This is a genomic window from Halomonas sp. C22 (assembly GCF_007655045.1).
GTDB classification, from domain to species: domain Bacteria; phylum Pseudomonadota; class Gammaproteobacteria; order Pseudomonadales; family Halomonadaceae; genus Vreelandella; species Vreelandella hamiltonii.
Map to the genome: position 1 here is coordinate 521,268 of NZ_VBVC01000002.1, position 12,837 is coordinate 534,104.

The 12,837-nt window shown below is 62.8% G+C and carries 13 protein-coding genes and 1 tRNA gene; 5 read left to right on the forward strand and 9 right to left on the reverse strand.

Annotation, left to right across the window (positions count from 1 at the left end; genetic code table 11):
* Nucleotides 1–55 precede the first annotated feature (55 nt).
* Nucleotides 56–253 (forward strand): Com family DNA-binding transcriptional regulator, encoded by a 198-nt coding sequence (locus tag FEU76_RS18820; protein ID WP_144981208.1) that lies wholly within the window; start codon nt 56–58, stop codon nt 251–253.
* On the forward strand, nt 204–995 hold the full coding sequence (locus FEU76_RS05730; RefSeq protein ID WP_144981211.1) for a DNA adenine methylase: 792 nt from the start codon (nt 204–206) through the stop codon (nt 993–995). The genes FEU76_RS18820 and FEU76_RS05730 overlap by 50 nt, the downstream gene beginning before the upstream one ends.
* Nucleotides 996–1,189: 194 nt before the next feature.
* On the opposite strand, the gene FEU76_RS05735 is transcribed toward FEU76_RS05730, so the two are convergent.
* Nucleotides 1,190–1,266 (reverse strand) — tRNA-Arg (locus FEU76_RS05735).
* Nucleotides 1,267–1,420: 154 nt separating this feature from the next.
* Here FEU76_RS05735 and FEU76_RS05740 point away from each other — a divergent pair.
* The 3 genes from FEU76_RS05740 to FEU76_RS05750 are packed head-to-tail and all read left to right on the forward strand — an operon-like array spanning nt 1,421 to nt 4,199.
* Nucleotides 1,421–2,419 carry a TRAP transporter substrate-binding protein gene (locus FEU76_RS05740; protein ID WP_081193358.1) on the forward strand — a complete coding sequence of 333 codons (999 nt, stop codon included), beginning with the start codon at nt 1,421–1,423 and terminating at the stop codon, nt 2,417–2,419.
* Nucleotides 2,419–2,940, forward strand: coding sequence for a TRAP transporter small permease (locus FEU76_RS05745; protein ID WP_096921875.1), 522 nt, complete (start codon nt 2,419–2,421; stop codon nt 2,938–2,940). Before FEU76_RS05740 ends, FEU76_RS05745 begins: the two co-directional genes overlap by 1 nt.
* Nucleotides 2,937–4,199 carry a TRAP transporter large permease gene (locus FEU76_RS05750; protein ID WP_100731474.1) on the forward strand — a complete coding sequence of 421 codons (1,263 nt, stop codon included), beginning with the start codon at nt 2,937–2,939 and terminating at the stop codon, nt 4,197–4,199. The genes FEU76_RS05745 and FEU76_RS05750 overlap by 4 nt, the downstream gene beginning before the upstream one ends.
* Before the next feature lie 70 nt (nt 4,200–4,269).
* Here FEU76_RS05750 and FEU76_RS05755 read toward each other — a convergent pair whose 3' ends face one another.
* From FEU76_RS05755 to FEU76_RS05790, 8 genes are all read right to left on the reverse strand, one after another.
* Nucleotides 4,270–5,223 (reverse strand): D-2-hydroxyacid dehydrogenase family protein, encoded by a 954-nt coding sequence (locus FEU76_RS05755; protein WP_039178524.1) that lies wholly within the window; start codon nt 5,221–5,223, stop codon nt 4,270–4,272.
* Between the two features lie 276 nt (nt 5,224–5,499).
* Nucleotides 5,500–6,489 (reverse strand): TAXI family TRAP transporter solute-binding subunit, encoded by a 990-nt coding sequence (locus FEU76_RS05760; RefSeq protein WP_144981214.1) that lies wholly within the window; start codon nt 6,487–6,489, stop codon nt 5,500–5,502.
* A gap of 67 nt (nt 6,490–6,556) precedes the next feature.
* Nucleotides 6,557–6,958 (reverse strand): carboxymuconolactone decarboxylase family protein, encoded by a 402-nt coding sequence (locus FEU76_RS05765; protein WP_144981217.1) that lies wholly within the window; start codon nt 6,956–6,958, stop codon nt 6,557–6,559.
* On the reverse strand, nt 6,958–8,910 hold the full coding sequence (locus FEU76_RS05770; RefSeq protein WP_096921870.1) for a TRAP transporter permease: 1,953 nt from the start codon (nt 8,908–8,910) through the stop codon (nt 6,958–6,960). The genes FEU76_RS05765 and FEU76_RS05770 overlap by 1 nt, the downstream gene beginning before the upstream one ends.
* Nucleotides 8,911–9,007: 97 nt before the next feature.
* Nucleotides 9,008–9,988: a TAXI family TRAP transporter solute-binding subunit gene (locus FEU76_RS05775; RefSeq protein ID WP_144981220.1), complete on the reverse strand. Its 981-nt coding sequence runs from the start codon at nt 9,986–9,988 to the stop codon at nt 9,008–9,010.
* Nucleotides 9,989–10,179: 191 nt separating this feature from the next.
* Nucleotides 10,180–11,094, reverse strand: coding sequence for a LysR family transcriptional regulator (locus tag FEU76_RS05780; RefSeq protein WP_144981223.1), 915 nt, complete (start codon nt 11,092–11,094; stop codon nt 10,180–10,182).
* Nucleotides 11,091–11,813 carry a haloacid dehalogenase type II gene (locus tag FEU76_RS05785; protein ID WP_144981226.1) on the reverse strand — a complete coding sequence of 241 codons (723 nt, stop codon included), beginning with the start codon at nt 11,811–11,813 and terminating at the stop codon, nt 11,091–11,093. The genes FEU76_RS05780 and FEU76_RS05785 overlap by 4 nt, the downstream gene beginning before the upstream one ends.
* The gene (locus tag FEU76_RS05790) at nt 11,803–12,711 is read right to left on the reverse strand and encodes a LysR substrate-binding domain-containing protein (RefSeq protein ID WP_144981229.1); all 909 of its coding nucleotides are present in this window, start codon (nt 12,709–12,711) and stop codon (nt 11,803–11,805) included. Before FEU76_RS05790 ends, FEU76_RS05785 begins: the two co-directional genes overlap by 11 nt.
* Nucleotides 12,712–12,837: the final 126 nt, after the last annotated feature.

Sequence of the window (12,837 nt, forward strand, 5' to 3'; positions counted from 1 at the left end):
GCCTCGCGAGGCACGGGCAGTCTAAGCCAAACGTTAGAACGTTAGAAGGCTTGACATGGTGTTAATAGAAATCCGTTGTAAGCAGTGCAACCGCAAGCTGGCCAACGTCAGCGACTATCAGTTCATCGAAATAAAGTGCCCACGTTGTAGGCACTTAAACCAGCAGAGAGCCACGAGCTCCAAACCCTTAAAGGAGACGCCTCGTGGCTACCCCAATCATTCCCTGGATGGGCGGCAAGCGCCGCCTCGCTGACCGTATCTTCCCACTAATGCCACCGCACCAGTGCTACGTAGAGCCCTTCGCAGGAGGGGCCGCGCTGTTCTTCCTGCGCCCCTCCCCTGCAGACGTCGAGGTGCTAAACGACGTCAACGGCGACCTCGTGAACCTCTATCGTGTAGTACAAAACCACCTTGAAGAATTCGTCAGGCAATTTAAGTGGGCGCTCTCGAGCCGTCAGGTGTTCGAGTGGCTGAAGATGACACGCCCGGAAACACTCACGGACATCCAAAGAGCCGCCCGATTCTACTACTTACAACAGAACGCCTTTGGTGCTCGCATCGAAGGCCAGACGTTTGGCACCGCCACCACCACCCCACCAGGGCTAAACCTGCTGCGCCTGGAGGAGTCACTGTCCGCGGCACACCTGCGCTTAGCCAGCACGTTCATCGAACACCTAAGCTGGCAAGACTGCATCGAGCGATACGATCGACCGCACACGCTGTTCTATATGGACCCGCCCTACTGGCAGACAGAAGGATATGGGGTACCCTTTGGCATAGAGCAGTACGAGGAAATGGCGAGCATGCTGGCAAAGCTGAAAGGCAAGGCCATCATCAGCCTCAACGACCACCCAGACATCCGCCGGATCTTCGCGGACTACCACATCGAAACCACCGACATCCGCTACACCGTCGGCGGCGGCAAAGGCTCAGACGCCAAAGAGGTGCTGATCTTCAGCTGGGATGTGGATGCCGAACCGGCTGGCTTGTTTTAAGTGCCAAAGGAAACGCAAAGGAGGGGGTGAGTCTGGCTAGATCGTTGTGCCAAATGCGGCGCGAGGAAGTGCCAAATGCGGCGCGCGCTTACACCAAGCGCTACACCAGTACCGTCTAAAAGACCGCTTCTGCCCGAAGACAGCTAAACAAAAAAAGCCCACGATTTCTCGTAGGCCCTTTTTCACAAAAATTCTGGCGCGCCCGGCAGGAATTGAACCTGCGACCTTCGGCTTCGGAGGCCGACACTCTATCCAACTGAGCTACGGGCGCTTTGGGTGCGTATCGTACCCGTGTGGGGGCGTGGTGTCCAGCCGCTTGGCGGTTTTCGGCGCGTAGATGATTGACCGTTTTCCCCGTGGTGGTGCATGCTCTGGGGGCACTTTTGCACCTCGCACCTACCCTGATCCGTTTGGGAACATAATAAATGAAAACATTTGCACGTAGTACGCTGGCACTGGGCATCTCACTGGCGCTGGTCGGCGCCGCGAACGCCAACGAATTTGCCGACATGAACCCCGTGACCCTTCGCCTGGCCCACGTGGTGAACGAGCAGGATGGCTTCCATATTGCCGCCACCAAGTTCGAAGAGCTGGTGGAAGAGCGCACCGAAGGCAAGGTGAACATCGAGATCTTCCCCAACGCCTCGCTGGGCGATGAGCGCACGCTGCTGGAGGGCATGCAGATCGGCACCGTGGACATGGGCGTGATCACCAACGGGCCGGTGGCCAATTTCGTGGAAGAGATGGCGGTCTTCGAACTGCCCTTCCTGTTCCCCACTCCCGAAGCCGCCTATGGCGTGCTGGATGGCCCTATTGGCCAGGAGCTGCTGGACAAGCTGGCCGACGTGAACCTGAAAGGCCTGGCCTACGCCGAGCGCGGCTTCCGCAACCTGACCAACAGCGAGCGCGCCGTGAACTCGCCGGAAGACCTGGATGGCCTGCGCATTCGCGTGATGGAAAACCCGGTGTACACCGATACCTTCCGCGAGCTGGGGGCCAACGCCATCCCGATGGCCTGGACCGAAGCGCTCACCGCCATGCAGCAGGGCACCATCGACGGCCAGGAAAACCCGGTGAACGTGATTCACTCGTTCAAGCTGGATGAAACCCAGAACTACATGACCCTCTCACGCCACACCTACGCCCCGGCGATTTTCGTGATGGGCATGCCCGCCTGGAACCAGCTGCCGGAAGCCGCCCAGGACGTCATCCGCCAGGCCGCCCAGGAAGCCGCCGAGCATGAGCGTCAGGTGAACGCCGATATGGAAGCCGAACAGCTGGCCGCCCTGCGCGAAGCGGGCATGGAAATCAACGACTCCCCCGATATGGAAGCCTTCCAGGCCGCCGTTGCGCCAGTGTATGAGAAGTACGGCCAGCAGTTCGGTGATTACCTGCCGCGCATTCAGGAGGCGCTGAATCAGTGATGCCCTTTGCACAGCCTCTTTTGACGCTGCTGCAACGCATTGAACGCGGGCTGGATGCCATCATCCAGCCCGTCGTGTTTGCGGGCATGGCAGCTTTGATCGGTGTGATCACGCTACAAATCGTGTCACGGGTGTTTTTCAGTGCCGTGGGCTGGACCGAAGAGGTCGCGCGGTTTCTGCTGGTATGGATCACCTTTCTCGCGGGCACGCTGGCCTTCCAGCGTGGGCGGCACATTGCGGTCACCTTTGCGGTGGATGCCCTGCCCCTGCCGCTGCGCAAGCTGGCCAGGTTGGCCGCGCTGGCCATCGTGCTGGCCTTCATGGTCACGCTAGTGGTCATCGGCCATCGCTACATGCAGGTACAAAGCTTTCAGAAGTCGGCCGCGCTGCGTCTCTCGATGACCTACGTCTACGCCGTCATTCCGCTCTCGGCGGGCATCATGGCGTGGTATGCGCTGGTAGACATGATCGAGGTGCTGGTGCACGGGCAGCCCATCACCGCCCAGGAGGAAGTGCTATGACGCTGGTGCTGTTCGGGCTGTTCTTCCTGTTCATGCTGCTGGGCATACCCATTGCCTTTGCCATTGGCGCCAGCACGCTCTACGCCCTGCATCAGTCGGGGGTGCCGCTGATGGTGGTCACCCAGCAGATGTTCCAGGGCATCAACTCGTTCGCCCTGGTGGCCATTCCCATGTTTATCCTGGCCGGTGATTTGATGGCCCAGGGCAAGGTCAGCGAGCGGCTGGTGAGCTTTGCCGATTCGCTGGTGGGCTTCATGCGCGGCGGGCTCTCGGTGGTCTCGGTGATGGCAGGCATGTTCTTCGCGGCCATTTCCGGCTCGGGGGCGGCCACCACGGCGGCGGTGGGGTCTAGCCTGGTGCCGGAGCTGAAGCGCAAGGGCTACGACCCCGCCTCGGCGGCCAGCCTGATCGCCGCCAGCGGCACCATCGGCGTGGTGATCCCGCCTTCGGTGCCGATGATCATCTACGCGGTGATTGCCCAGCAGTCGGTCTCCAAGCTGTTCCTGAACGGCTTCTTGCCGGGGCTGGCCATGGGCCTGGCGCTGATGGCCATTGCCATCACCCAGGCGTACAAGCGCCAGTACCCGAAAGGCACGCCGCTCTCGCTGGCCACCATTTGGCGCACGTTGAAATCGGCCAGCTGGGGGCTGATGACGCCGGTGATCATTCTGGGGGGTATCTTCTCGGGGATTTTCACACCGTCGGAAGCGGCGGTGGTGGCGGTGAACTACGCGCTGCTGGTGTCGCTGTTCGTGTACCGGGACTTGACCCTGCCCCAGGTGTACAAGCTGTTGATCCGCTCGGCGATGACCACCGCCGTGATCATGCTGGTAATTGCCATGTCGGCGGTGCTGAGCTGGACGCTCTCCAGCTGGCAGGTGCCCGGTGCGATTGCCCAGTCGGTGCTGTCGCTCTCCACCAACCCCTACGTGATCATGCTGCTGGTGGTGGCGGTGATTCTGCTGACCGGGGTGTTCATCGAGACGGCCAGCGCCTTGATCATCCTAACCCCAGTGCTGCTGCCGCTGGTGCTGCAGCTGGGCATCGACCCGATCCACTTCGGGCTGATCATCGTGGTGGGGCTCTCGATTGGCATGATTACCCCGCCCGTGGCCATCAACCTTTACGTGGCCTCGTCGGTGACTCAGCTGCCGCTGGAACGCATTACGCAAGCCATCCTGCCGTACCTGCTAGGGCTGATCGGCGTTCTGCTGCTGGTGGTTTACGTGCCCATCCTGCTGGGCTGGTCGGGCCACTGAACCGACGCCTCGGCCTCTATCACCTCGCGGGCGGTGACTTTTCACCGCTCGCGGGGTATGCGTCAGAGGCTTAGCCCTCTTCTGCCAGATTACGCCCTGGCGTGCCTGCCTCGAACGCCAGCACGTTCTCGAACGCGTCGCCAAAGTAGAGCTCGTAGCTGTCTTTCTCCACGTAGCCCAGGTGGGGCGTGGCCAGGAAGTTGGGCAGCGCCAGCAGCGGATGCTCGGTCACCGGCTCTTCGTCGAACACGTCCACGGCGGCCATGCCGGGGCGGCCAGCCTTCAGCGCCGCTTCCAGTGCGCCCGCTTCGATCAGCGGGGCGCGGCTGGTATTCACCAGCACGGCGGTCGGCTTCATGCTGGCCAGGTTGGCGGCGGTGACGATCCCGCGGGTTTCCGGGTTCAGGCGCAGGTGCAGACTCAGCACATCGCTGCGTTCGAAGAATGCTTCCTGCGAGGTAGCGACTTCCAACCCCGCCTCGGCGGCCCGCTGGCGGGTGCCCTCGCGGCCCCATACCAGCACGTTCATTTCGAACGCCTGGCCGTAGCGGGCCACCAGTTGGCCAATCTTGCCGTAGCCAAACACGCCCAGGGTGCGCCCTTTCAGGCCCATGCCCAGCGTGCGCTGCCAGCGGCCTGCCTTAAGGTTGGCCACCTCGTCGGGAATGCGCCGCATGGCCGAGAGCACCAGCCCCCAGGTAAGCTCCGCTGCGGCGTAGGGCGAGCCGGTGCCTGCCAGCACCATCACGCCGTGCGCTCGGCAGGCGGCCATATCCACGTGGGCCGCGCCGCCGCCGGTTTGGCTGATCAGCTTGAGCTTGGGCAGCCGCGCCAGCAGGGACGCGGTGATCGGCGTGCGCTCACGAATCAGCACTAGCGCGTCGGCCTCCTTGAAGCGCTCGACCAGCGCATCCTCATCGGTGACGGTGTCGTTGTAAATCGTCACCTGGTGGCCCGCCAGTTTGGCGAAGGCATCCAGGTCGCGTACACAATCCTGGTAATCATCGGGAATGACAATGTTCATCAAAGCGGCTCCTTGCTTGCTGCCTGCTTTAGGGAAGTGCCCTGTTTCACGGCATGGCTAACATAACGCTGTCAGGCAGATACCTCTCGCTCGTACCTTACGTTCATACCTCACGCTCATACCTCAAGGTCAGCGCCCTGCCCACCTGGGCGCTGAGGGCCTGCCCGCTCGTCAACAATAAACGGAATCAGGAAGCCGCCCAAGGACATTTTCGTGGCGGCATTCGAGGTCATGCTGCCGACATACCATGACTCCACAGGCACGGGGTTGTTGGATTTATTCCGCCTCCGGCGGCACGAGGTCGCTGGGCACCTCGATACCGATCTCGCGGTAGTAGCGCAGCGAACCGGCGTGCAGCGGCGTGGTGGTGTTCTCCACCGATATCTCCGGCGTCATCCCACGGGCAGGGGCGAACGTCTCGCCCAGCCGCTCGATGTTCTCCCAGTAGGCGCGGGTGAATGCGTAGCCTGCCTCTTCAGAGAGTTCATGGGTGGCGGCGATACCGATGTAGGTGCCGAGCGTGGTGGCGGCGGGCATGTCTCGATAGGCGTTTTCAGGAATCTCGGTGGCAGACAGGAAGGGCAACGTCTCGGTGACGGTGGACACCTGCTCCTCGCTCATCGAGAGCACCCGCAGCGGGCGCGCGGAGTGCACTTCGGTGAACGCCGGGATAGGCGGAATGCCGTTGTAGCTGAAGCCGACGATGCGCCCATCCACCACGGCATCGGCGGCGTCCGACATGCTCATGCGCTGGAAGTCAGGCGAGATTCCCAGCGCATCGAACACCAGCTCGGTGATGTACTCGCCGCCCCCACCGATGCTGCTGGGGTTGAAGCGTGCGCCCTCCAGGTCCTCGAAGGTCTCGATGCCACTGTCCTGGCGCACGGCCCAGTGCATGGTGGAAGGTGCCACCCACAGCACGATGCGCATCTGCTCGATGGCGTCGTTCTCGTAGCGGCCCTCACCGTTGTAGGCCTCGTAGGCGCCCGGGGCGTCAATCAACCCCAGGTCAATCTCGCCACGGCTCAGGCGGATGGCGTTCTCCCTGGAGCCGCCGGTTTCGCGCACCGAGACTTCCAGCGGTGAATCGCCGCTCACCAGCCGCGAGAGTTCCGAAAAGCCGAAGTACCAGCCAGAAGCGGCCGGTGCCACGCCGATGCCAAGGGCCTCGTTGGCCACGGCCTGGGTAGCCACACCCGAGGCGACACCGGCGGTCAGCACCGCCGTGGTCAGCGGGGCGAGCAGCCGTTTGGGGGATAGCGTCATGGCAGTTCTCCATACTCGGTTATTGTTGTCGTTCGCCCGGTGGCGGCCGGGTCGTCGGAACACGGCCTCAGCGGCCGTTCTGCTCCTCTCGCCAGGCGGCCAACACCTCGCGGGCGGTGCGCAGCCCGTCGATGGCCGCCGGAAAGCCGCAGTAGGGCACGCACTGCAGCAGCACCTCGCGAATCTCCTCCTCGGTGCAGCCGTTGTTCAGCGCGCCACGCAGGTGCACCTTGAGTTCGTGGGGGCGGTTCAATGCCACCAGCATGCCGATGTTGATCAGGCTGCGGGTGGGCCGTGCAAGGCCCGGGCGGTTCCAGATGTCGTTCCAGCAGTTGCGGGTCACCAGCTCCTGCATGGGCCAGCTGAACTCATCCACCTGGGAGAGGGCGGCATCCACGTAGGCATCGCCCAGCACTTCGCGGCGGGTGGCCAGGCCGTTCGGGTCCAGTGTGTCCTGTCGATCACTCATCAGGCGGGCTCCTTGTGGGTGGGGGGCGTCAGAGCTACCTCTGAGCGCTGATTTTTAAGGTACTGCCAAACGAACAACCCTCCGATCACGGCAATACCCGCCACGTCGGTGATCAGTTGTCCGCTGATCAGCATCAACGCGGCCGCAAGCAGCAGGCCGCGTTCCAGCCAGGAACAGGGGCGCAGGAAGTAGCCGATGGTGGAGGCCGCCAGCGCCGTGATGCCGATCACCCCGGAGCCCACCGCCAGGGCAATCTCCAGCGCCGTGCCGTTGCCGAGCAGCGGCGGGTGGTAGATGAACATGTAGGGAATCAGGAAGCCGCCCAGCGAGATCTTGGTGGCGGTCAGCGCGGTGCGGAACCAGTGGGAACCCGCGATGGCGCCGCCGATATAGGCAGCCAGCGCCACCGGTGGCGTGACCCCGGAGAGAATCGCGAAATAGAGAATGAAGAGATGCGCCGAGAGGCTCGGCAGACCGGCTTCGATGAAGGCCCCTGCGACCACCGAGGCGGCCAGCATGTAAGCCGCCACGGTGGGCAGCCCCATACCGAGGATGATCGCCACCACCATGGCCAGCACCAGCGTCACCAGCACATCACCACCGCTGACCACCAGGATGACCGAGGAGACCTTCAGCCCCAGGCCGGTCAGGCTGATCACCGAAGCGATGATGGCCACGCTGCCGATGATGACCGCGATCATGGCAGCGGTCATGGCGCCCGCTTCCAGCGCTGCGGGCAGCGACTTGAGGCGCTCCACGAAGGTGCCCGGGCTGCGCCAGGAGAACAGGTAAAGCGCCATGGCGGTGAAGTAGGCGGCCACCGCCGCCGTGGTGGGGGTATAGCGCATCACCAGCAGGGTGATCAGCACGATCAGAGGAATCAACAAGGTCTCGATGTTGAACAGACCCTCGCGCAGGCTGGGGCGCTGGGACTTGGGAATCGGCGACAGGCCCAGGCGCTTGGCCTCGAAGTGCACACTCATCCAGATAGCGAGATAAAAGAGCAGCGCGGGAATGAGGGCGGCGCTGATGATGGCGAGGTAGCTGGTTGAGATGACGTCGGCCATGACGAAGGCGGCGGCCCCCATGATGGGCGGGAGTATCTGGCCACCGGTAGAAGCAGATGCCTCGGTGGCCGCCGCAAAGCGCGGGCTGTAGCCGTTCTTTTTCATCATCGGGATGGTGAACACCCCGGTGGTGGCCACGTTGGCAGCGGTACTGCCGCTGATACTGCCGAACATGGCGCTGCACAGGGTGGCGGCCTTGGCGGGGCCGCCCGAGAGGCGACCGGTGGCGGCGTTGGCCAGGCGCATGAAGCTGTCGCCGCCGCCGGTGGTCACCAGCAGGGCACCGAACATGATGAACACGACGATCACCGTGGACGAGGTGCGCATCAGGCTACCGTAGACGCCGGTAGGGCTCAGGTAGAAGGTCGCTACCAGGTCATCCCAGCGGAAGCCGCCATGCCCCCAAACGCCCGGCAGGTGCTGGCCGAAGGCGGCATAGGAGAGCGCGATGAGTACAAGGATGGGGAAAGCAAGGCCGATGGCTCGGCGGCAGGCTTCCAGCAGCAGCAGGATGGCCGAGACACCAAAAATGATATCCAGTTGGGTGGGCATCAAATAGCCCAGTTGATAGATGATTCGGTCAAAGTGGATCACGTAATAGATGCTGACCACCGCGCCGAGGATGATCGGCACCAGGTCGTACCAGGGAATGCGGTTGGCATCGCGGCTACGGCAGCTGTAGGCCAGAAAAATCAGCGGCAGAGCGAACAGCAAGTGGATCGCGTTCTGGGTGTTCATGGGGCCGGTGAGGGCCGTATAGAGATGAAACAGCGCCATGGAGACTGCCGCCAGGCGCGTGACCATGAACCAGAAGCCGGACAGCTGACGCTTGCCCGAGTCCTCCGAATATTTCTCAACGACGTTGGGGTTTGCAGGGGTGTCCATTGGAATAGCTCCCGCACCGCAGCACGATAGGATGGCGGCGCGTCAGGATAAGGGCATCAGAGGCTTCTGCGGGCGATGGGCCCGCAGAAGTAAAGGGTTACTGCGCTTCAGGAGGGATGATTTCCTCGGGGATATCGAGCGCCAGGTCGTCCCGGTAATAGCGCAGAGCACCGGCATGCAGCGGGAACGTCGCGTTGTCGATCACGACCTGCGGCGTTACCCCTTGGGCGGGCTGGAAGGAGTTGGCAACCTGCTCGTGGTTCTCCCAGTAAGCCTTGGTGATTTCATAGACCGAGTCTTCACTCAGGCTGGCGTTAGCGGCCACGCCCATGTAGATGCCTAGCGATGTGGTATCCGGCATGCCGCGATAGGTGTCGGCAGGAATCACGGTGCTGGCCAGGAAGGGCAGCTCTTCGGTGACCGCCTCGACCTGCTCGTCCGTCAGCGACAGCAGGCGCAGCGTGCGAGAGGAGTGCACTTCGGTGAAGGCGGGAATGGGCGGCACGCCGTTGTAACTGAAGCCGACCAGGCGTCCGTCGATCACACCTTCGGCGGCATCATCGATACGCATGCGCTGGAAGTCGGGTTTTATGTTCAGGATGTCGAACACCAGCTCGGTGATGTACTCGCCGCCGCCGCCGATGCTGCTAGGGTTGAAGCGCGCCCCGTCGAGGCCTTCGAAACTCTCGATGCCGGAGTCTTCGCGCACTGCCCAGTGCATGGTAGAGGGGGCAATCCAGTAGATCAGGCGGGCGTCGGGGTTGGGCGTATCTTCGAAGCGGCCGGTGCCGTTGTACATCTCGTAGCCTACCAGCGCTTCGGTGAAGGCCAGGTCAAGCTCGCCACGGGTCAGGCGGATGGCGTTCTCGCGGGTGCCGCCTGTTTCACGCACGGTGATTTCGTAGTCCGTGTTGGCGCTGATCACCCGAGCGCCTTCGGAGATGCCGAAGAACCAGCCGGTCCCCGTGGGCACCGCGCCAATGTTGAGCGACGTATTGGCCTGGGCAGTGGCGGCAGTCAGTGCGCCTACGGCAAGCAGGGAAGCGGGAAGCAAGTGGCGTAAGGTTAGCGTCGTCATTGTTATATCCTCGAAGCGTCGGGAAGCATGTTGTGCTGTTATGTGCTGCGAAAGGCTCAGGGCCTCTCCCGATAACCAGTTAAGCAAGGGGATCGCTTAGTGGTGCTTAAAGTGATAACGCCAAAGCGACAGGCTGTATATTGGTGATTGATGAACCTGCCTTCTCCAAACGCGAAAGCAGAGCCATGGTGTCATGACTCAGGCGGGGCCGATGCGGCGCTGGCCGACTGAATCAGATGTTCCACCAGCACGCGGGCCGCCATGGAAAGCCGCTCCATATCCTTCACGTAAATGCGCAGCTTGCGCCGCGCCCAGGCATCCTGAATCGACAGCACCTTGACATTGAGACCGTCCACGTACTGGCGAATGGCCCCTCGGGGCAGCACGCCCACTCCCAGCCCCGCCTGCACCATCAGGCAGAGAGCATCGTAGCTGGTGACCTGAATACGAATCCGCAGGGTCTTGTTGGCCATGCTGGCCGCCCGCATGATTTCCAGGTTGATGGCACTGGCGGTATGCAGGCCCACGTGGGGGTAGTCCAGGCATTCACGGAACTGCACGCTCTCCCGCAGAGCCAGCGGATGCTGCTGCGGCACCACCAGCACCAAGTCATCCACATGGTAGGGAAACTCCATCAGCTCGTAGCCGTGGATCAGCTGCGCGCAGACGCCAATGTCGGCGTTATTGTTCATCACTTCCCGGGTGATGATGGGGCTGACCTTCTCTTCGAGCTGAACGCCAATGTCCGGGTGCTGTTCGAAGAAGGCGCGCATTTCGTGGGGCAGGTATTGGGTAATGGCCGACATGTTGGCGAAGACCCGTACCAGGCCCCGGTGGCCGCTGGCGTAGTCGCGCATCTGCAGGTCGAGGTCTTCGAGGTTGTGCAGCACGCCGCGCGACAGGTTCAGCAGCGCACTGCCTGCGGGCGTCAGTTCGATCCCGCGATTGTTGCGCTTGAGCAGCGGCGTATTGAAGTACCCTTCCAACTCGCTGAGCCGCTTGCTGACCGCCGACGTGGCCATGAACGAGGCGTCGGCCGCCCCGCTGATGGTACCCAGCTCCGCGACCTTGACGAACAGCCTGAGTGACGTGGGGTCGAGCTTCATGTCAGCTGCCGTGCCAGATCGAGGAAGTCCTCGGCCACCAGGTCGAAGCAGGGGTCGATGCTCAGGTCTGGCGTGGCCGTGGGGCCAAACTCCAGCGGGCGCTTCACGAACGCCGTGCGCATGCCTTCCCGGTGGGCGGCCTGCAGATCGTCCTGGTGGGCGGCCACCATCAGAATCTGCGAGGGTTTCAGGTCGAGGAGATTGGCCGCCATGTGGTACACCTCGGGGTCACGCTTGTAGTGCCCGGCCAGCTCGGAGGAGAGCACGCAGTCCCAGGGTAGCCCCGCGTGGCGGGCCATGTTCACCAGCAGCGACACGTTGCCGTTGGAGAGCGTGGCCAGGGTGAAGCGCTGCTTTAGCGTCTGCAGCCCTGCGACGCTGTCCGGCCAGGGCGTGAGGCGATGCCATACGCGGTTCAGGTGCTGCTTGTCGGCCTCGCTCAGCTGGTCGGCCACGCCGAACTCTTCCAGCAGGGTATCCAGCGTCATGCGGTGCAGCGCATCCAGCTTGGTCCAGGGCAGCTCCCCCTGGCGTACGCGGTTCATGGCCGGGGCATAGCCTGCCCGCCAGCGGTCGGCAAACGCCGGCCAGTCGATGGCCAGGCCCTTGGCGGCGTTGAGCTGTTCGCCTTCGCGGATGACGCTGCCGCGCCAGTCCACCACGGTGCCAAACACATCGAAAGTGAGCGCCTTGATGTCATCAACGAAATCAGTGGTCATGGGGTGTCTCCTGAGGGGATAGCAGATGGTCGACCAGATGACGCGCCACCACCGGAAGGCTCGCGTGATGGCGCATGCCAATCACCAGCTCCCGGGTAGCCCATTCGTCGGCCAGCGGAATCATGCGTAGCTTGAGGTCTTTCAGGTCTCGATAGAGCGTGCGCTGGGGCAGTACCCCCACGCCCAGGCCGTAGTGAATCATGCGGCAGATGGCATCGAAGCTGCGTACCTGTATGCGCATGCGCAGGTTTCTACCGGCCTGACTGGCCTGTTCATGCAGCAGCGATTGCAGCGAGGCGTCCTGCTGCAGCCCCACGAAATCGTACTCCGCCGCCTGGTGCAAATAGAGCTTGTCGTGCTCCGCCAGCGGGTGGTCCTGCGGGGTGACCAGCACCAGTTGGTCCCGCCGATAGGGGCGCACCTCCAGCTCATCGGCGGCCACGTGGCTGGCAAAGATGCCGATATCGGCCACGCCGTCGCGCACCGCCGCAATCGCTTCACTGCTGGTGCGCTCCTGCAGGTCGATCTTGATCTGCGGGTACTCCCGGGCAAAGGCGCTGAGGTCCTGGGGCAGAAAAGCAATGATCGCCGAGGTATTGGAATGAATGCGCACGTGCCCCCGCACGCCTTCGCCGTACTCGCTCAGCTCGGCCTGCAGCCGGGCCACATCTTCCAGAATACGCCGGGCGTGGTGCAGAAAGGCCCTGCCAGCGGGGGTCAGCTCCACGCCGCGTGGCCGCCGATACAGAAGCTCGGTGCCCACCAGTGTTTCCAGGTCGCTGACCCGCTTGCTGACCGCCGCCAGCGCCAGGTGCTCACGCTCCGCCGCAGCGGTCAGGCGCCCTTCGTCGGCAATCGCGACGAACAGTCTGAGCGTGACAAAATCGAATCGCAGCATGGCATTACCTGGTCAGTGGTTGGAAAAAAGGTACCGCGCGTCGCCTCAGGGTTCGCCAGTGACGAACGCCCGTTTCCTGATTGCCTAATTGTGATGCTCGGCAGGCTCGCAGATGCTTGATGGACA